The sequence below is a fragment of the Erythrobacter sp. Dej080120_24 genome, assembly GCF_036322605.1.
Taxonomy (GTDB): Bacteria; Pseudomonadota; Alphaproteobacteria; order Sphingomonadales; family Sphingomonadaceae; genus Erythrobacter; species Erythrobacter aurantius.
In genome coordinates, this window is the sequence record NZ_AP027262.1 from 2102870 (window position 1) to 2120384 (window position 17515).

The 17515-nt window shown below is 61.4% G+C and carries 19 protein-coding genes; 8 read left to right on the forward strand and 11 right to left on the reverse strand.

Annotation, left to right across the window (positions count from 1 at the left end; all coding sequences use genetic code 11):
* Positions 1-5 precede the first annotated feature (5 nt).
* Positions 6-437, reverse strand: coding sequence for a hypothetical protein (locus AABA34_RS10045; protein ID WP_338302499.1), 432 nt, complete (start codon positions 435-437; stop codon positions 6-8).
* Positions 434-1081: a ParA family partition ATPase gene (gene parA / locus AABA34_RS10050; RefSeq protein WP_034953958.1), complete on the reverse strand. Its 648-nt coding sequence runs from the start codon at positions 1079-1081 to the stop codon at positions 434-436. The genes AABA34_RS10045 and parA overlap by 4 nt, the downstream gene beginning before the upstream one ends.
* Positions 1082-1282: 201 nt before the next feature.
* On the opposite strand from parA, the gene AABA34_RS10055 reads away from it, so the two are divergent.
* Positions 1283-1975 (forward strand): hypothetical protein, encoded by a 693-nt coding sequence (locus tag AABA34_RS10055; RefSeq protein ID WP_338304780.1) that lies wholly within the window; start codon positions 1283-1285, stop codon positions 1973-1975.
* Positions 1864-2334: a sterol desaturase family protein gene (locus AABA34_RS10060; RefSeq protein WP_338304728.1), complete on the forward strand. Its 471-nt coding sequence runs from the start codon at positions 1864-1866 to the stop codon at positions 2332-2334. Before AABA34_RS10055 ends, AABA34_RS10060 begins: the two co-directional genes overlap by 112 nt.
* 31 nt (positions 2335-2365) lie before the next feature.
* Here AABA34_RS10060 and rpoD read toward each other — a convergent pair whose 3' ends face one another.
* From rpoD to AABA34_RS10075, 3 genes are all read right to left on the reverse strand, one after another.
* On the reverse strand, positions 2366-4402 hold the full coding sequence (gene rpoD / locus AABA34_RS10065; RefSeq protein ID WP_338302500.1) for an RNA polymerase sigma factor RpoD: 2037 nt from the start codon (positions 4400-4402) through the stop codon (positions 2366-2368).
* 109 nt (positions 4403-4511) lie between these two features.
* Positions 4512-6356 (reverse strand): DNA primase, encoded by a 1845-nt coding sequence (gene dnaG / locus AABA34_RS10070; RefSeq protein ID WP_338302501.1) that lies wholly within the window; start codon positions 6354-6356, stop codon positions 4512-4514.
* Between the two features lie 60 nt (positions 6357-6416).
* Positions 6417-6869 (reverse strand): GatB/YqeY domain-containing protein, encoded by a 453-nt coding sequence (locus tag AABA34_RS10075; RefSeq protein WP_338302502.1) that lies wholly within the window; start codon positions 6867-6869, stop codon positions 6417-6419.
* A 160-nt stretch (positions 6870-7029) separates the two neighbouring features.
* Between AABA34_RS10075 and carA the strand changes: the two genes are divergently transcribed.
* From carA to greA, 5 genes are all read left to right on the forward strand, one after another.
* Entirely contained in the window at positions 7030-8211 is a 1182-nt protein-coding gene (gene carA, locus AABA34_RS10080) for a glutamine-hydrolyzing carbamoyl-phosphate synthase small subunit (RefSeq protein ID WP_338302503.1), read from the forward strand.
* Positions 8211-8594 (forward strand): hypothetical protein, encoded by a 384-nt coding sequence (locus tag AABA34_RS10085; RefSeq protein ID WP_338302504.1) that lies wholly within the window; start codon positions 8211-8213, stop codon positions 8592-8594. Before carA ends, AABA34_RS10085 begins: the two co-directional genes overlap by 1 nt.
* An 80-nt stretch (positions 8595-8674) precedes the next feature.
* A complete protein-coding gene (locus AABA34_RS10090; RefSeq protein ID WP_338302505.1) occupies positions 8675-9127 on the forward strand; it encodes a hypothetical protein in 453 nt (150 codons plus the stop codon).
* Entirely contained in the window at positions 9127-12462 is a 3336-nt protein-coding gene (gene carB, locus AABA34_RS10095) for a carbamoyl-phosphate synthase large subunit (RefSeq protein WP_338302506.1), read from the forward strand. The genes AABA34_RS10090 and carB overlap by 1 nt, the downstream gene beginning before the upstream one ends.
* 122 nt (positions 12463-12584) lie before the next feature.
* Positions 12585-13061 carry a transcription elongation factor GreA gene (gene greA / locus AABA34_RS10100; RefSeq protein ID WP_338302507.1) on the forward strand — a complete coding sequence of 159 codons (477 nt, stop codon included), beginning with the start codon at positions 12585-12587 and terminating at the stop codon, positions 13059-13061.
* A gap of 19 nt (positions 13062-13080) precedes the next feature.
* On the opposite strand, the gene AABA34_RS10105 is transcribed toward greA, so the two are convergent.
* The 6 genes from AABA34_RS10105 to AABA34_RS10130 form a co-directional block, all read right to left on the reverse strand.
* Entirely contained in the window at positions 13081-13569 is a 489-nt protein-coding gene (locus AABA34_RS10105) for a GNAT family N-acetyltransferase (RefSeq protein WP_338302508.1), read from the reverse strand.
* Between the two features lie 23 nt (positions 13570-13592).
* Positions 13593-13823 carry a DUF4170 domain-containing protein gene (locus AABA34_RS10110; protein WP_034953971.1) on the reverse strand — a complete coding sequence of 77 codons (231 nt, stop codon included), beginning with the start codon at positions 13821-13823 and terminating at the stop codon, positions 13593-13595.
* A 92-nt stretch (positions 13824-13915) separates the two neighbouring features.
* Positions 13916-14494 carry a hypothetical protein gene (locus tag AABA34_RS10115; protein WP_338302509.1) on the reverse strand — a complete coding sequence of 193 codons (579 nt, stop codon included), beginning with the start codon at positions 14492-14494 and terminating at the stop codon, positions 13916-13918.
* A complete protein-coding gene (locus tag AABA34_RS10120; RefSeq protein WP_338302510.1) occupies positions 14484-14876 on the reverse strand; it encodes a hypothetical protein in 393 nt (130 codons plus the stop codon). Before AABA34_RS10120 ends, AABA34_RS10115 begins: the two co-directional genes overlap by 11 nt.
* A complete protein-coding gene (locus tag AABA34_RS10125) occupies positions 14873-15334 on the reverse strand; it encodes a phage holin family protein (RefSeq protein ID WP_338302511.1) in 462 nt (153 codons plus the stop codon). Before AABA34_RS10125 ends, AABA34_RS10120 begins: the two co-directional genes overlap by 4 nt.
* 56 nt (positions 15335-15390) lie before the next feature.
* The gene (locus tag AABA34_RS10130) at positions 15391-16005 is read right to left on the reverse strand and encodes a hypothetical protein (protein ID WP_252257738.1); all 615 of its coding nucleotides are present in this window, start codon (positions 16003-16005) and stop codon (positions 15391-15393) included.
* A 188-nt stretch (positions 16006-16193) separates the two neighbouring features.
* Here AABA34_RS10130 and eno point away from each other — a divergent pair, with 188 nt between their 5' ends.
* A complete protein-coding gene (gene eno, locus AABA34_RS10135; RefSeq protein WP_338302512.1) occupies positions 16194-17483 on the forward strand; it encodes a phosphopyruvate hydratase in 1290 nt (429 codons plus the stop codon).
* Positions 17484-17515 lie beyond the last annotated feature (32 nt).

Here is a 17515-nt window from a genome sequence, read left to right on the forward strand (position 1 = left end):
CCCCGTCAGATCATCAAGGTGCGCGGGCGCGGCATCGGCTTGTGCCGCACCGCGTTCAGCATTGCGTAGACGGTGCGCGCCGCGGCCAGAATGAACGCAGCAAATGCCATCAATGCAATCAGCAGCACGCCGACTATACCGCCATCGTCACCTTTGCTGATCAGCACGGCGAGCCCGCAGAAAACCGCGATCACGAATGATCCGACCATGATCCAGAACGTCCGGATCAGATATTGGAACTGGCTGCGCTCCCATTCCTCTGACTTGCTGTCGTAAAAGACATAAGCGAGCACCACGCCGACGACGCAGGAAAACACAGTGAAATAGGTGCACAGATACAGGACGCAGATGACGAAGGGGCGATTGGCGAGCAGATCGCCTGCGCTCCAGCCGCGTTCTTCGGGAGTGGGCAGGCGCGGCGGCGCCTTGGGGCTCACTTCTTCTGTTTCTTGAGCGTCTTTTTCAGCCATTTCCACAAGGCCTCTATCTCTTCCGCAGCTTTGCCCGAGGGATCGATTTCCGCCGCGGTTTCGCCCTTTGCACTGGAGCGATGGAACGCGGCGCGATCGCCGATTTCGACCGGGCAGACTTCCAGCCCCATGCCGCCGGCGACCTTGCGCGCTTCCTCCGCCAGCACGGTCGCGCCGGATGGCACCGCGTTGAGCACCACAAAGGCGGGTGTCTTGGCGAAGCCGACAAGATCGGCAATCGGTTCAAGCGCGGCCAGATCGAAGGCACGCGGCTTTGTCGGGATCAGCACGATGTCCGCCGCCTTGATGGCCTCTCGCGCGGCTGCGTCGGCGTGCGGAGGCGTGTCGATGACGATGAAATCAACGCCGTTCTTCTTCGCGCTCTCAATCGTGCGGGAGAGGCGGGCAGGGGGAGCCGTCACCACCACTGGCAAAAAGTCCCCGCGCCAGTCCGACCATGCCGCCGCTGTCGCCTGCGGATCGAGGTCGATGATGCAGCTTTCATGCTTCGACTGCGCAGCGCGCGTGCCCAGATGCACGGCGAGCGTGGTTTTGCCTGAGCCCCCTTTCTGGGAGACGATGGCGATAGTGGTGGGAGCAGATTTGGACATGGCAGGCTGGACCCTTGAACGAGACTGGACGTTGCTTCTTCTCCCAGACACGTATTTGTCAGTCTTGCTTGCAATAGTCCACTTTTCGAAAGAGATTGCCGGGAACAGGAGGCGGGACTGACGCAGGCTCTGGAGCTCTGGCTCAATCGCATCTTTTCCGATGGTGCCAAACGCAGTTTCGGCCATGGCTGGTTGAGCGGCGTGCTGTCCATTGTGCTCGGCATTCTAGCGAGCCTTTCGGTCCTTGCGCTGCGATTTCCCCAATGGCTGACGCTTCCGGAACTGCGCGAGCTCTATCCGCTCGAATACGTCCGGTTGGCGATCGATGCAGGCATCTGGGCTTCGCTGGCACTGGCGGGCCTGTCGATGGTGCTTCGAAAGCGCAAGCGATTGGGGCTGACCGGATTGGCGATGGCGGCGATTGCCATGGCATTGGGCGGAGGTGATGCGCCCCTTGGCCCGAACGAAGGCGACGACATTTACCTCGGTCTCGACTGGTTTGTTCTGGGTGTGCTGACGACGGCGGGCCTGTTCGTGCCGCTGGAGAAGGCATTTCCCTTACGGCGAGGGCAGGGCGCGTTTCGGGCCGGTTGGCTTACCGACACCCAGTATTTCTTTGCGAGCCATGTGCTCGCGCAAGTAATGAGTGTGGCGGTGCTCGCCCCTGCTGTGGCGCTGGGCGCGGTGCTGGCGGTGCCTTCGGTGCAAGCGCTTGTGCAGAGCCTGCCGTGCTGGTTCAGTTCGGCCTGGCGGTGCTGGTGGCGGATCTCGCCCAATATGGCGTGCACCGCGCCTTTCACGCCGTCCCGCTCCTGTGGCGCTTCCACAAGGTGCACCACTCGGTCGAGGCGATGGACTGGCTTGCCGGATCGCGCCTCCATCTGGTCGACGTGATCGTCACGCGCGGGCTGGTGCTGCTGGCGCTGCTGGTGGCAGGTTTCGCCCAGAGCGTGGTCTATGCCTATCTAGCACTGGTGAGCTTCCACGCGGTGTTCATCCATGCCAATTTTGCACCGCGCCTGGGCGGGCTGGAGCGGTGGATTGCCATGCCCCGGTTTCACCATTGGCACCACGGGGTGGAGGAGGAAGCACGGGACGTGAACTTCGCCGTACACCTGCCGATGATCGACCGCTGGTTCGGGACATACCACATGCCGGAAGACGGCTGGCCTGCGGGCTATGGCATCGCCGGGGAGCGCGCACCCGTGGGCTGGGCGCGGCAGTTGGTGTGGCCCTTCGCGCGCAGTCCGTGAAAAACCCCGCCGAAGCGGGGCCTTTCGTGTATTACTGATCCAGGAACGAACGCATTTTGCGCGACCGGCTCGGGTGCTTGAGCTTCCTAAGCGCCTTGGCTTCGATCTGGCGGATACGTTCGCGGGTCACCGAGAACTGCTGGCCGACTTCTTCCAGCGTATGATCGGTGTTCATCCCGATGCCGAAACGCATACGCAGCACGCGTTCTTCGCGCGGGGTGAGCGATGCAAGGACGCGGGTGACGGTTTCCTTGAGGTTCGCCTGAATCGCGGCATCCACCGGGATGATCGCGTTCTTGTCCTCGATGAAATCGCCGAGGTGTGAATCTTCCTCGTCCCCGATGGGCGTTTCGAGCGAGATCGGCTCCTTGGCGATCTTCATCACCTTGCGCACTTTTTCGAGCGGCATCGAAAGACGCGCTGCCATTTCCTCAGGGGTCGGCTCGCGGCCTTCTTCGTGCAGGAACTGGCGGGAAGTGCGGACCAGCTTGTTGATCGTCTCGATCATGTGGACCGGAATACGGATCGTGCGCGCCTGATCGGCGATTGAACGGGTGATCGCCTGACGGATCCACCACGTCGCATAGGTGCTGAATTTGTAGCCGCGGCGGTATTCGAACTTGTCGACCGCCTTCATCAGGCCGATGTTGCCTTCCTGAATAAGATCAAGGAATTGCAGGCCGCGATTGGTGTATTTCTTGGCGATGGAAATCACCAGGCGCAGGTTCGCCTCGACCATTTCCTTCTTCGCGATGCGGGCTTCACGCTCGCCCTTCTGCACCATGTTGACGATGCGGCGGAATTCGGGGAGCGACATGCCGGTTTGCGAGGCGATATCGGCGATTTCGGAGCGGATACGTTCGATCGCGTCCTCTTCCTTCTCGGCGAAGGCGGCCCACTTCTTGTCCTTCTTTGCCTTTTCCTTGATCCACGCGTCGTCAAGCTCGTTTCCGACGTAGGAATTGAGGAAGTCGATGCGCTTGATCTTGTGCCTTTCGGCAAGGCGCAGCATCTGGCCGCCAAGCGCGGTCAGGCGACGGTTGAAGGCATAGAGGTTGTCGACCAGGAATTCGATCTTGGTCGCGTGGAACTGGACGCTTTCGACCTCGGCGGTGAGTTGTTCGGACAGTTCCTCGTACTTCTTTTCCTTGGCCTTGGGGAACTCGTCACCGGCGGCAAGGGTTTCGACCCGCTCTGCCTGCAGCTTCTCGAAGGTCTTGAACAGCTTGGTGATGCGGGCGAAGCGTTCGAGCGCATCCGGCTTCAGCGCAGCTTCCATCTGAGCGAGGGAGAGGGTGTTGTCTTCCTCGTCATCGTCTTCGCGCTTGGACCGGCCTTCGCCGTCCTCGTCGTCACCGTCTTCTTCGGCCTCGTCCTCGACTTCGTCATCCTCGCGGATGGTCGGGCCGGCGGTGGCTTCTGAGATTTCGCCGTCGTCATCGTCATCGTCGGCATCGTCCGACATCTTGTCGGCCGGCGGTTCCTTGGAAAGCATCGCGTCGAGATCGAGAATTTCGCGCAGCTGCATGTCTTCGGAATTGAGCGCTTCGGACCACTGGATGATCGCGTGGAAGGTGATCGGGCTTTCGCACAGGCCCATGATCATCATGTCGCGCCCGGCCTCGATCCGCTTGGCAATGGCGATTTCGCCTTCGCGGCTGAGCAGTTCGACCGCGCCCATTTCGCGCAGGTACATCCGCACCGGATCGTCGGTGCGTTCGCCGGTTGCCGCTTTCTTGGCCGGGCTGGCCTTGGCGTCCTTGCGAGACGCCTTCTTGTCCTCATCATCGTCGTCGACATCAACTTCATCGACTTCGGAATCGGCCTCTGCCTCGGCTTCCGCCTCCTCGTCATTCTCGACGATCTGGACACCCATTTCCGAAAGCGCGGTCTGGATGTCCTCGATCTGATCGGGGCTCATCTCGCCAGAGGGCAGCGCCTCGTTCAGCTCGTCATAGGTGATGTAGCCCTTTTTCTTCGCCTTGCTCATCAGCTTCTTCACCGAAGCTTCGTTGAGATCGATCAGCGGGGCGTCGTCTTTGTCGGCGGAATTTGCGGTCGAGGCCATGTAGTTTTTTAGTCCGTTCCCGTGTGACCTGTCCGGAGTTGTTCAATGCCGCGAGCAGCATCGGCCAAGCCACAAATGTTTATCCCACACCGGCAAATATTGTGCCGGCTTAATCCTGTTCGGCCGGGGTCCCGGCCTTCCTGCGCCCGAATGCCTTCAGCCGCTCGTCAACTGTCGTGAGCTGTTCACGCAAGCGAGCCTGTTCGGCAAGGCACCCTTCGGGGTCCTCGTCAAACCGAGCGATCGTTGCCGCCATAGCGGCTTCGAGCGCTGGCTTGAGGGCCAGCAGCGATACAGCTTCGGCCAATTCCTCGCGCGCTTCACCGGGGGATGTGCCTTCTCTGAGGAAGGCGTAGCGTTGGTCTTCCGGTGGGGCAGGATAGCCTTGCACGTCAGATATGGCGTTTGGCGGCTGCGAATCAAGCGTTTCCGACAGTTCAATCAACGATTCGATTGCGGGTGCGACTTTCGGGTCAAGCCGGGCGAGCCGGGAAAGGCTCTCCGAGTGGCGCGAAATTTCACCCGGATGGCGTACCAGTCCGGCAATCACCGCCGACAATAGTCCTTCGCGCTGGCCGCCTGCCATGGCTCGTTGCAACAGGTCGCGAGCCGATTGCGAAAGGCCCGATTGCGCCGGTTTCGCAGGCGACCAGGCACCGCGCGGGCGCTGCTGCTGGCGTTGTTCACGCGGGGGGTAGGCAAAGGCGGAAAACCGATCGAGCAATTCGCGCCGGTACAGCGCACGGATATCGCTATCCTGGATCGTATCGACATGCTCCATCAGCCGCGCCTTCAATCCGGCCTTGGACTCAGGGCTGTTCAGCGGCTTTGCGTCGCGTTCGTATTCCCACAGCGTATCGAGCAGGCTGGCAGGCTGGGCGAGCAGCCTTTCCATTGCGGCAGCCCCTTGCTGCCGGATCAGGTCATCCGGATCGAGCCCCGCGGGCAGTCGCACAATTGCGAGCGATCGCATTGGTGCGAGCATCGGCAGCGCGCGGGAGACGGCACGCATCGCGGCACGCTGTCCGGCGGCGTCTCCGTCAAAGCACAGCACCGGCACTTCCACTATGCGCCACAGCATCTCAAGCTGCATTTCCGTGAGCGCAGTGCCCAGTGGCGCGACGGCATCGGCGATGCCGGCCTGTGCCAGCGCGATCACGTCCATGTAACCTTCGACGACCACGATCCGGCCTGTCTGGCGCGAGGCGGGCGCGGCGCGGTGCAGATTGTAGAGCGTGCGCCCCTTGTCGAACAACGGCGTGTCAGGCGAATTGAGATATTTGGCGACCCCATCGCGCTTTTCCAGAATGCGCCCGCCGAATGCAATCACCCGGCCTCGCGCGTCCTGAATCGGCAGCATGATCCGGTCGCGAAAACGATCATAGGTGGTGCCGTCATCGGTGCGGATTCTCATCCCGCTTTCGACAAGCATCCTGTCGTCAAAGCGGGACAGGGCACTGGGCAGTGCCTGTTTGCTTTCAGGAGCGTATCCGAAACCGAATTCGCGCAGGGTTTCCGGCTTCAACCCGCGATCATTGAGGTATTTCGCCGCCGCACGGCCCGCGCCGCTGTGCAGATTGTGCACGAACCAGTCCTGTGCCTCTGTCGTCACATCGACCAGTTCGGCGCGCTTTTCGGCCTTCTTTGCCGCGACCGGATCAGGCGCGGGTACTTCCATCCCGGCTTCTGCCGCGAGCTCCTTCACCGCGTCGATAAAGGGCAGGCCGCGCTGTTCCGTCATCCAGCTGATGACATCGCCATGCGCGCCGCAGCCAAAGCAGTGATAAAACTGCTTCTGATCGTTGACGTAGAAGCTGGGCGTCTTTTCGTCGTGGAACGGGCAGCACCCTTTCCATTCACGACCCGCCTTGGTGAGCTTGGTCGTGCGCAGGATCACGGTGGACAGCGTGATCCGTGCGCGCAGCTCGTCCTTCCATTGCGGGGTAATGGCCATCAGCGTTTAGTGCGCCCGAACGCCGCAGCGTTCAAGCGCACATTGTGGAGCAGTCTGTTCTTAACTCAGGGCAGCCTTGACGAGGCCGCTTGCGAGCTTCCCGTCAAGCACCGCTCCATGCTTCGCCTTCAGTGCGCCCATGACCTTGCCCATGTCGGCCATCGAAGAAGCACCGGTTTCGGCTTTGATCGCCTCGATCGCGGCCTTGGTTTCTTCCTCGCTCATCATCTGCGGCAAGAATTCCTCGATCACGGCAAGCTCAGCCTTTTCCTTGTCCGCGAGTTCCTGACGACCGCCGCTTTCGTACATCTCAATCGATTCGCGCCGCTGCTTCGCCATTTTCTGGAGCACGCTCGTCACCAGTTCGTCGTCAGGGATTTCCTTGGCGCTGGTGCGCTCCTCGATATCGCGGTCCTTGATCTTGGCCGAGATCTGGCGAAGCGCCGCTGTGCGGTCCTTCTCGCCGGCTTTCATGGCGGTGATGGTGGCGGCCTTGATGTCGTCGCGGATCATTTCTTGAACTCTTGTGTCTGGGTTTAACTGTGGATGGATCGGTATATGGGCGCGCTCTAACGCATTGCGAGGGTCTCGCCTAGGTTGACGAGGGGGCGGTGTGCGCCTAGCGGGTGAGACTTAGCAACATTGCTGGAAATCACTCTGAACGGAGCGCCTCATGGCCGACACCGCATCTACTCCTGCGCAACCGAAAGATGCGACGGGTTGTCTCGTTCTGGCTGATGGGACGGTGATCTGGGGCAAGGGCTTTGGTGCCGAGGGCAGCGCGGTGGGCGAAGTGTGCTTCAACACCGCGATGACGGGCTATCAGGAAGTGATGACCGATCCCAGTTACGCCGCGCAGATCGTCACCTTCACCTTCCCGCATATCGGCAATGTCGGTGCCAATCCCGAGGATATCGAAAGCCGGGTCGAAGGAGCAGTCGGCTGCGTCGTGCGCGAAGATGTGACCGCGCCGAGCAATTTCCGCAGCGTGGAAGGTTTCACGAAGTGGATGGAAAGCAACGGCAAGATCGGCCTGTCGGGTGTCGATACCCGCGCGCTGACCCGCCGCATCCGCCTTTCGGGCGCGCCCAATGCGGTGATCACCCATGCGCCCGATGGCAAGTTCGACATTCCCGCGCTGATCGCCCGCGCGCAGGAGTGGGCAGGGCTTGAAGGGATGGATCTAGCCGTGCGCGTCACCCGCGAGGAGCGCGAGGATTGGGCCGGGGGATACTGGCGTCTGGGCCACGGCTATGCCCGTGCGGATTGGTCGAACAAGCCGCACGTTGTCGCGGTGGATTACGGCGCGAAGGACAACATCTTCCGCAATCTGGTGAAGGCCGGGGCTAAGGTGACGGTAGTTCCGGCCAAGACTTCGTTTGACGAGATCATGGCGCTGAAGCCCGATGGCGTGTTCCTCTCGAACGGCCCCGGCGATCCGGCGGCGACGGGTGAATATGCCGTGCCGGTGATCAAGGCGCTGCTGGATGCAGACATGCCGCTGTTCGGCATCTGCCTTGGCCACCAGATGCTCGCTCTGGCGGCGGGGGCAAAGACGGTGAAGATGCACCAAGGCCACCGCGGTGCGAACCACCCGGTTCAGCGTGTGGGGACAAGCTGGGGTGAGACTTCGGGTCTGGTCGAGATCACTTCGATGAACCACGGCTTCGCGGTCGATGCCGACACGCTCCCGCCCGAAGTCGAACAGACCCACGTCAGCCTGTTCGACGGATCGAACTGCGGCATCGCGGTGAAGGGCAAACGCGCGTTCGGCGTGCAGTATCACCCGGAAGCCTCGCCGGGGCCGCAGGACAGTTTCTACCTGTTCGAGAAGTTCGTCGGGGGGTTGGGGTGATGCTGACCCTTGTCTCCTTGGCCTTGCTTGTCGCCGCAGCCGACGACGTAGCCGTTATTCGTGCAGGTTCGTGGCAGGCACGATGCATTAGCGAACGCCGTGGGGCGTGTGTGCAATACGAGGCAGAGCTGAATGAGCCTGTAAAGCTGATATTGCAGCGGAGCGCGGATGCAATCCTGCTCTACGTCCAGCCCTCTGATTGCGAGGGCGCATCGAGGCCGTCTTCGGTTAATCCCGCCTATTCAGCCACAACGATGAAGTACATGATTCAGGGGCATATCGTTATGGCAATGCGGGGATGCGGTTCTGAGCTGCCAATTCCGCAACTGGATGCGGAGGAACTCGCGGAATTGCTTAAACTCACGGAAGGCGTGGCGAATTGATACGGGTGTTTGCATCAGTTCTGGCCCTTTTGCTTGCTTCTGCTTGCTCTGTCCTCTTTCCCGAAGACCCGCGTGAGGGTGTGGAAACGCTCGAAACCTGCCTTGGCCGCGTGGCCGCGAAACAGCGCGATTTGCTGGCCGAAGCGGCAGCGGACGATGTGCTGGTTCCGACTTACACCTATGACATTACCAAGCTCAGCCTTGAGGATTTGCAGGCGTTGACGGTTGCGGGGGCGGACGAAACCGCCGGAACGCGCGAACGCAGGCAGACCAATCAAGCCTCCACAGCCGTCGAAAATTTCATGGCGACACCGGTCGATGAAAATGGCGCCTTCTACATGGGCCGCGACCCCGCGTTGTACCGCGTGCGCGGCGAGGCGATTGCGGCAGGCGAGATCGCCACGGCAGGGTGCGAGCGCCAGAAGACCGGAATGCGCCTGATCGATTTTACCGCGAGCCCCGTGCCCACAGAACCTGAACCCGACGCCTCTGGCGAAACAGACAATTCCGGCGAAAACGAGAACCAGAACTGATGCCCAAACGCACCGACATCTCCTCCATCCTCGTCATTGGCGCTGGCCCGATCATCATCGGCCAGGCGTGCGAGTTCGACTATTCGGGCACACAGGCGATCAAGGCGCTGAAGGAGGAAGGCTATCGCGTCATCCTCGTCAATTCGAACCCGGCGACGATCATGACTGATCCGGAGTTTGCCGACGCGACCTATATCGAGCCGATCACGCCCGAAATCGTGGCCAAGATCATCGCCAAGGAACGGCCCGACGCGCTGTTGCCGACGATGGGCGGGCAGACCGCGCTGAATTGCGCATTGGCGCTGGATGCGGATGGCACGCTGGAGAAATACGGGGTCGAGATGATCGGCGCGAAAGCCGATGCGATCGACAAGGCCGAAAACCGCCAGCGTTTCCGCGAGGCGATGGACAAGATCGGGCTGGAAAGCGCGCGTTCGGGCGTTGCCAACACGCTGGATCAGGCACGCGAAGTGCTGGAACGCACCGGCCTGCCTGCGATCATCCGTCCCAGCTTCACGCTTGGCGGGACGGGCGGTGGCATCGCCTACAACACTCAGGAATTCGAACGGATCGTGCGCGAAGGGCTCGACGCGTCGCCCACCACAGAAGTGCTGATCGAGGAATCGCTGCTCGGTTGGAAAGAATACGAGATGGAAGTGGTGCGCGATCGCAAGGATAACGCGATCATCATCTGCTCCATCGAAAACGTCGATCCGATGGGCGTGCACACCGGTGATTCGATCACCGTCGCCCCGGCACTGACGCTGACGGACAAAGAATACCAGATCATGCGAACCGCCAGCATTGAGGTGCTGCGCGAAATCGGCGTGGAGACGGGCGGCTCGAACGTGCAATTCGCGGTCAATCCCAAGGACGGCCGCCTGATCGTGATCGAGATGAACCCGCGCGTGTCGCGTTCCTCCGCGCTTGCGTCCAAGGCCACTGGTTTTCCCATCGCCCGCGTCGCGGCGAAGCTGGCGGTGGGTTACACGCTGGATGAGATCACCAATGAAATCACCGGCGCGACGCCTGCCAGTTTCGAGCCGACAATCGATTACGTCGTCACCAAGATCCCGCGTTTCGCCTTTGAAAAGTTCAAGGGATCCGAAGCCGCTCTGTCCACGGCGATGAAATCCGTCGGCGAAGTCATGGCGATTGGCCGCAACTTCCAGGAGAGCCTGCAAAAGGCGTTGAGGGGATTGGAGACAGGGCTGGACGGGTTCAACCGTGTGCCAGAACTCGAGGGCGTGGCCCGCGATGTCATCACCGCCGCGATCTCGCGCCGCACACCCGACCGGCTGCTGAAAGTCGGGCAGGCATTCCGCGAAGGGCTGAGCGTTGAGGATATCAACGCCGTCACCGGATATGATCCGTGGTTCCTGCGTCAGATCGAGGCGATCATCGCGGCCGAGCGCGAAGTGCAGTCGGACGGTCTGCCCAACGATGCCGCCGCGCTTCGCCGGTTGAAGGCGATGGGTTTCTCCGACAAGCGGCTTGCAACGCTTGCGGTGCGTTCTGTCGGTGTGGCGGGAGGTCTTGCGGAAACGCAGGCGCGGCGTTCGGGCTTGCTCCACGATGCGCTGGTGGCGATGGCCGGTGCGACGAGCGAGGATGAAGTGCGCAAGCTGCGCCACAAACTTGGCGTGCTGCCCGTGTTCAAGCGGATCGACAGCTGCGCCGCCGAGTTCGAGGCGATCACGCCCTATATGTATTCGACCTATGAAGCACCCAGCTTCGGGCAGGCCGAATGCGAGGCTGCGCCTTCTGATCGCAAGAAGATCGTCATCCTTGGCGGTGGGCCGAACCGGATCGGGCAGGGGATCGAATTCGACTATTGCTGCGTCCACGCCTGCTTTGCCCTTGGCGAGGAGTGGCACGGCCCGGCGTTCGAGACGATCATGGTCAATTGCAACCCGGAAACCGTATCGACCGATTACGACACGTCAGACCGCCTCTATTTCGAGCCGCTGACGGCCGAAGACGTGCTCGAAATCCTGCGGGTCGAACAGCAGGCGGGCGAATTGCTGGGCGTGATCGTCCAGTTCGGCGGGCAGACCCCGCTCAAGTTGGCGCAGGCTCTGGAAGATGCAGGCATCCCGATCCTAGGCACCTCGCCGGACGCGATCGACCATGCCGAAGACCGCGAACGCTTCGCCAAGCTGGTCGACAAGCTGAAGCTGAAACAGCCCGACAACGGCATCGCCTATACGCGCGACGAAGCGGCGGCGGTGGCTGCGCGGATCGGCTATCCGGTGCTGCTGCGCCCCAGCTTCGTGCTTGGCGGAAGGGCGATGGAGATCGTCGATTCCGAAGCCCAGCTGGATGACTACATCAAGACTGCCGTGACCGTGTCCGGCGACAGCCCGGTGCTAGTTGACCAGTATCTGCGCGATGCGATTGAATGCGATGTCGATGCGCTGTGCGACGGCGAGGAAGTCCGCATCGCGGGTGTGATGCAGCATATCGAGGAGGCCGGGGTCCATTCGGGCGACAGCGCCTGCACTCTGCCCCCCTATTCGCTGCCCACAGAAATTGTCGCCGAAATGGAGCGTCAGGCGGAAGCGCTTGCTCGCGCCCTTGGGGTTCGCGGGCTGATGAACGTGCAATTCGCGGTGAAGGACGGGGAGGTTTACCTGATCGAGGTGAACCCCCGTGCCAGCCGCACCGTGCCTTTCGTCGCCAAGGCCATCGGCCAGCCCGTCGCCAAGATCGCTGCGCGGGTCATGGCAGGGGCGAAGCTCGCCGAATTCGAACCGTTCCGCCGCGATCTGCCCTATATGGCGGTGAAGGAAGCGGTATTCCCGTTCAGCCGTTTCCCCGGAGCCGATCCGATCCTGACCCCGGAAATGAAATCGACCGGGGAAGTGATGGGGATCGACACCAATTTCGAGGCGGCCTTCCTGAAATCGCAGATTGGCGCCGGCATGGCGCTGCCGCGTGAAGGGACGGTGTTTGTATCGGTCAAGAATTCGGACAAGGCCGGGATCGTGCCGGCGGTGAAGAACCTGATCGAGCAGGGCTTCAGCGTGATCGCCACCGGCGGCACGCAAAGCTATCTGGCAGAGCAGGGTCTGCCGGTCGAACGCGTCAACAAGGTGGCGGAAGGTCAGCCGCATATCGTCGACAAAATCATCGACGGGGAAGTGGCGCTGATCTTCAACACCACCGAAGGCTGGCAATCCTTGCTGGACTCCAAGTCGATCCGGGCGACTGCGCTTGAAAAGAAGGTGCCGTATTACACCACGGCAGCCGCTTCACGCGCAGCATCGGCAGCGATTGCGGCGATTACGCCATCGCAACTTGAAGTCCGTTCGTTGCAGGACTATTATAGCTAAGCATTCAAGCTGCCCCTCCTGAAATTCAGAAGATTTCAAGGCCGCCTCTTTTCGAAGCGGTCACAGCCGAAATCACTGATTTGAGATTTCGGGGGCGGGCACAGACAAAGAAAGAAACGGGAATGGCGACGATGGAAAAGGTTCCGATGCTGGCCGAAGGGTACGAGCGGTTGACCGCCGACCTCAAGGCGCTGCGCGAGGAACGCCCTCGGATTGTCGATGCGATCGAGGAAGCTCGGGCGCATGGCGATCTGTCGGAAAACGCCGAATACCACGCGGCCAAGGAGCGTCAGGGCCAGGTCGAGGCGCAGATCGGCGATCTCGAAGGCAAGATCAGCCGCGCCCAGATCATCGATCCCAAGACGCTTTCGGGCGACAAGATCATCTTTGGCGCGACCGTCACCCTGCTCGACGAAGACGACAAGCCGGTGAAGTATCAGATCGTCGGCGAGACCGAGGCTGATGCTTCAAAGGGGCGCATTTCCTATTCGTCGCCTCTGGCACGCGCCATGATCGGCAAGCAGGTTGATGATGAGATCGAGGTGACTGTCCCGTCGGGCGACAAGTTCTATCTCGTCGAAAAGATCGAATTCATCTGAGAAACCGAGGAAAAGCTCCTCAGAAAAGGAGCTTTTCCATTGCGTAATTATGGATCGCGACGGCTGTACCGTCGTTTTCGATTTCAAAATCCCTGCGATGTTGCACGGAGAAACCGGCGCGTTCGAACGCTGGCCGGGCAAGCTCGCTAGCCTCTGTATACAGGCGGGTTATTCCCTTCGCTCGCGCATGCGTCTCAGCTTGCTCAAGAAGCCGGGATGCGAGGCCGCGTCGGGTATGGTCGGGATGGTTGTAAAGCCTGTCGAGATGCCCGTCCGGCTCCAGCAGCGCGTAGGCCACGGCCACATCATCACTGTCAACCGCAACAAAGATAATGTGGCCTTCTGCTGCCCGCCGCCGGTACATCTGCGCACCGCCATGTCGGCCAGACCATGCGCGAACCTGTTCCGGCGTATAGGCGTGTGAGCCGATCGCCGTGATCGCCGCCAGCGCGATTTGCGACAACTGTTCCGCATCGCTTTCGCGATAGAGGCGGATGGAATAAGCCATGTGGGCTCCGGCCCAACCGCAGCTTAGGCGTCGGGCGTCAGCAGCTTGTGGATGTGCACGACGACGTATTTCATCTCGGCATCATCCACAGTGCGCTGTGCCTGCGCGCGCCATGCATCGACCGCCGCGTCATACGAGCTGTAGACCCCGACAACATGGATGCTTTCGGGATCGGCGAATTCGTGGCCGCGCGGATCCTTGACGCGTCCACCCATGACAAGGTGGAGCCGCTGGGCGGGGGTGGTTTCTTCCATGATCAATATCCCTGGGGAGGTTTGTCTGTTGATGCGCGCGCTTTAGCGAAGCGCGCGTATCTGGCAAGGTCCAAGGCCCGGCTAACCGGCGATCAGTTCCTGATCCGGTCCGTCAGATCACGCACGGCCCGTTCGGCTCGCCTGCGGGTGCGCTGGGTAACCGTGCGCCCCTTGTCGCTCGCTGTCCCTGCGTAATAGGCGGCGTCGCGGCGTAGTTCCCGTGCCTTTGCAGTGGCGCTGTCGGAAATGTCCTCGAACTTGTCCTGACCGGCGCGCGCTCCGTCCAGAGCCTCGTCGATCAGCTTGATTCCGTAAGCCACAACGGCATCGGTGACGAGCGCGCCGATAGCGGATCCCCGCTTTTTCGCGGCATCGCCAACGCCTTTTGCAGCGCCGGATACCGTGCCGCCAACCGCGCTGGCCGCACTGGCCGCGCCGGTTGCTGCCGTGCGGACGACGCGGCGACCGGGGCTGGTCATCGCCCCGACTACAAGGCCGACAGCGACGGCTCCTGCAACCACGGTAAGCGGGTTTTTGCGGGTGTATTCGACGGCCGCTTCGGCGGCTTCCTGTGCCTGGTCCGCGAGCGTTCGTTGCGCAATGCGCCGTTCGCTTGCTTCGATCCGGGCGCGCAATTCGTCGCGCGGGGTAGGGGTGAGGTCACTGCTCATTGTCATCTCCACTCGGCATTGCTGCCGAATTCAGGGGGTGTGTGTCTGCCTCGGGCAAGCCATCCGACGACGCTGCTCCTTGCTCGATGTCGGAATCCTCCGCCAAGTCCGCAAGGCCGAGCAATTCCATGATCGGTTCGCGCGCTAGCCACAAGAGCACCGCGCCGATCAGTAAGGCGAGGATGCCGCGATTGTCTTCGGCCTGCGCCTTGGCGGCTTCGAAAACGTCCTTTGCCCCGTCACCTATGCGGCCGCCGACCCGGTCAGCCACTCCCTTTGCGGTCAGGTTTGTGCGGGCATGCTCGATATCGGCCAGCAACACGGCCTTTGCGGCATCGCGCAGGGCGCGGTCTTCAATGAACTGCTGCTCAAGCGGGCTCATGATGCATCATCCGATGATGATGCGGCAAACAGCCCGGACACTTTTGAGCCGCTTTTGGCCGCCACCCAGACGAAGAATGCCATTCCGGCAAGCAAACCTCCGACCACGATGGCGATCGCACCCCAGATCGTCACCAAGGGCGCCAGCGCGATGACCAGACCCACGGCGAGCGCGAGCAGGGCAATGTGCAGCAGGATAATGGCGAGGACGAGACTGCCTGCCGCGACACCGATTGTGCGACCGGCCAGTTTTGCCCGGGTTTTCTGAAACGCGATTTCGGCTTCGGCATAGGTGCGCCCGTCGTCGATCAGCGCGCCAATTTCTCCCATCAGCGAATCGTCGAAATCATCCTCTGGCGTTGCGGCTGTATCGTCGGCCGGGGCATGGATGTCAGCCGGGGCATCGGGCAGGACAGCGTCTTCCTGCCCAGCGCCATCTTGCCGGTTCTGATCATCCATCAAATGCCCCCGTCCCGTTCCAGCCGGTCCCGTCGGTCATTCCGACGGAGCCGATCCTAGTCGCGCGATCCGCGGAACAGGCGTGCCAGCAGGAATCCTGCAACCGCTGCAATGCCAACGGCCACTGCCGGGCTCTTGCGGACCATTTCGCGGGCATCCTCGCCGAGTTCCTCAACGCTCTTCGCTTCCAGCTTGGCCGAAGTTTCAGCAAGGCTGCGCGATGCCGAACGGGCATAGTCGCCGTACTGTTCGCCGAAACGTTCATCGATCTGGCTGGCGGTGTCACCCACGACCTTGCCGAGCGAGGACAAGGCATCGCTCGCTGCCGACTTGCCTTCGGTGGCAAGCTCGCCTGCGCGGGTCTTGGCTTTCTCGCCGTACACTTTTGCTTCGTTCATCAAATCGTCTCCGCGGCTCTTGGCCTGTTCGCGATATTCACCCGCACGGTTGCCGGCCTCGGCCCGCAGCGCAGCAGCACCGGCCTTTGCCTCTTCGAGCGCTGCGTTGAAGCGGCTCTTTGCTTCCGCAGTGCCGGTTGCGGTCGCTTCATCGGGCTTGTTCGCGCTCGCGCCGGTTTTCTTCGGAGCGGCCTTCTTGGCGCCGGATGAACGCGTCGTCGCGCCCTTGGTCGATGACTTTGCGGGGGTCTTGGTGGTTTTTGTCTCTGCCATGGTGCGTATTTGCCCTCCATTCATGCGCTTTGCCAGTATGAAAGCGCTGTGTAGCCACATAAATATCTACGTCGCTTGCGCCGGCTTGTTCCGGGGAATAGGGGTGCGCGGGCAAGCGTTCGATACCCGGAATCGAGTGAACTCCGGGTGTCTTATTCATATACAACACTTTCCGTCCGGAGCCAACCATGACCACCATCATTGACATCCATGGCCGCGAAATTCTCGACAGCCGGGGCAATCCGACCGTCGAAGTCGATGTTCTGCTCGACGATGGGAGTTTCGGGCGGGCCGCTGTTCCATCCGGCGCTTCCACCGGTGCGCACGAAGCTGTGGAACTGCGCGATGGAGATGCCGCCCGGTACAAGGGCAAAGGGGTGCTCAAGGCGGTCGAGGCAGTGAACAGCGAAATTCGCGACCTGTTGATCGGTGTCTTCGATGCAGAGGACCAGCGCGACATTGACCTGTCGCTGATCGATCTCGACGGAACTGCCAACAAAGGAAGGCTGGGGGCCAACGCGATCCTTGGCGTGAGCATGGCCGTGGCAAAGGCCGCAGCGAACGCGCGCGGTCTGCCGCTCTATTCCTATCTCGGAGGGGTTTCGGCGCATGTCCTTCCGGTTCCGATGATGAACATCATCAACGGTGGTGAACATGCGGACAATCCGATCGACATCCAGGAATTCATGATCATGCCCGTGGGTGCGGACAGCATCGCCGAAGCGGTGCGTTGGGGATCGGAAGTGTTCCACACGCTCAAGAAGGGTCTTGCGGCAAAGGGGCTTGCCACCAGTGTCGGGGACGAGGGTGGCTTTGCCCCCAACCTTGCCAGCACGCGTGCGGCGCTCGATTTCATCATGTCTTCGATCGAGGAAGCCGGTTTCAAGCCGGGCGAAGACATCGTGCTCGCGCTCGATTGTGCGGCGACCGAATTCTATCGCGATGGCAAGTACGAGATTTCGGGCGAAGGCCTCAGCCTCACCGGAGCGGAGATGGCCGAATACCTCGCCAAGCTGTGCGACGATTACCCGATCAAGTCGATCGAGGACGGCATGAGCGAGGACGATTTCGAAGGTTGGGGCGCGGTGACGCAGTTGATCGGCAATCGCGTCCAGTTGGTGGGTGACGACCTGTTCGTGACCAATCCGGTCCGCCTATCCGATGGTATCGCGCGGGGCCTTGCCAATTCTCTGCTGGTGAAGGTCAACCAGATCGGCACGCTCACCGAAACGCTGGCCGCTGTCGATATGGCGACCCGCGCACGCTACACCAGCGTGATGAGCCACCGTTCGGGCGAAACCGAGGACGCGACTATCGCCGATCTGGCGGTTGCCACCAATTGCGGTCAGATCAAGACAGGTTCGCTTGCGCGATCAGACAGGCTTGCAAAATACAACCAGCTGATCCGTATCGAGGAAGAACTGGGCGACAGTGCGGTCTATGCGGGCAAGGGATGTTTCGGGTCACTGCCCGGCTGATCGACATTGGGGACAGACGATCAAGCCGGACA

Bases quoted from the DNA above. Each gene is read 5' to 3' on its own strand.
- eno (WP_338302512.1), top strand. From the start codon at position 16,194: ATGACCACCATCATTGACATCCATGGCCGCGAAATTCTCGACAGCCGG.
- carA (WP_338302503.1), top strand. From the start codon at position 7,030: ATGGCCGACACCGCATCTACTCCTGCGCAACCGAAAGATGCGACGGGT.
- AABA34_RS10115 (WP_338302509.1), bottom strand. From the start codon at position 14,494: ATGAGCAGTGACCTCACCCCTACCCCGCGCGACGAATTGCGCGCCCGG.
- AABA34_RS10120 (WP_338302510.1), bottom strand. From the start codon at position 14,876: ATGAGCCCGCTTGAGCAGCAGTTCATTGAAGACCGCGCCCTGCGCGAT.
- parA (WP_034953958.1), bottom strand. From the start codon at position 1,081: ATGTCCAAATCTGCTCCCACCACTATCGCCATCGTCTCCCAGAAAGGG.
- dnaG (WP_338302501.1), bottom strand. From the start codon at position 6,356: ATGGCCATTACCCCGCAATGGAAGGACGAGCTGCGCGCACGGATCACG.
- rpoD (WP_338302500.1), bottom strand. From the start codon at position 4,402: ATGGCCTCGACCGCAAATTCCGCCGACAAAGACGACGCCCCGCTGATC.
- greA (WP_338302507.1), top strand. From the start codon at position 12,585: ATGGCGACGATGGAAAAGGTTCCGATGCTGGCCGAAGGGTACGAGCGG.
- AABA34_RS10085 (WP_338302504.1), top strand. From the start codon at position 8,211: ATGCTGACCCTTGTCTCCTTGGCCTTGCTTGTCGCCGCAGCCGACGAC.
- AABA34_RS10130 (WP_252257738.1), bottom strand. From the start codon at position 16,005: ATGGCAGAGACAAAAACCACCAAGACCCCCGCAAAGTCATCGACCAAG.
- AABA34_RS10075 (WP_338302502.1), bottom strand. From the start codon at position 6,869: ATGATCCGCGACGACATCAAGGCCGCCACCATCACCGCCATGAAAGCC.
- AABA34_RS10110 (WP_034953971.1), bottom strand. From the start codon at position 13,823: ATGGAAGAAACCACCCCCGCCCAGCGGCTCCACCTTGTCATGGGTGGA.
- AABA34_RS10105 (WP_338302508.1), bottom strand. From the start codon at position 13,569: ATGGCTTATTCCATCCGCCTCTATCGCGAAAGCGATGCGGAACAGTTG.
- carB (WP_338302506.1), top strand. From the start codon at position 9,127: ATGCCCAAACGCACCGACATCTCCTCCATCCTCGTCATTGGCGCTGGC.
- AABA34_RS10125 (WP_338302511.1), bottom strand. From the start codon at position 15,334: ATGGATGATCAGAACCGGCAAGATGGCGCTGGGCAGGAAGACGCTGTC.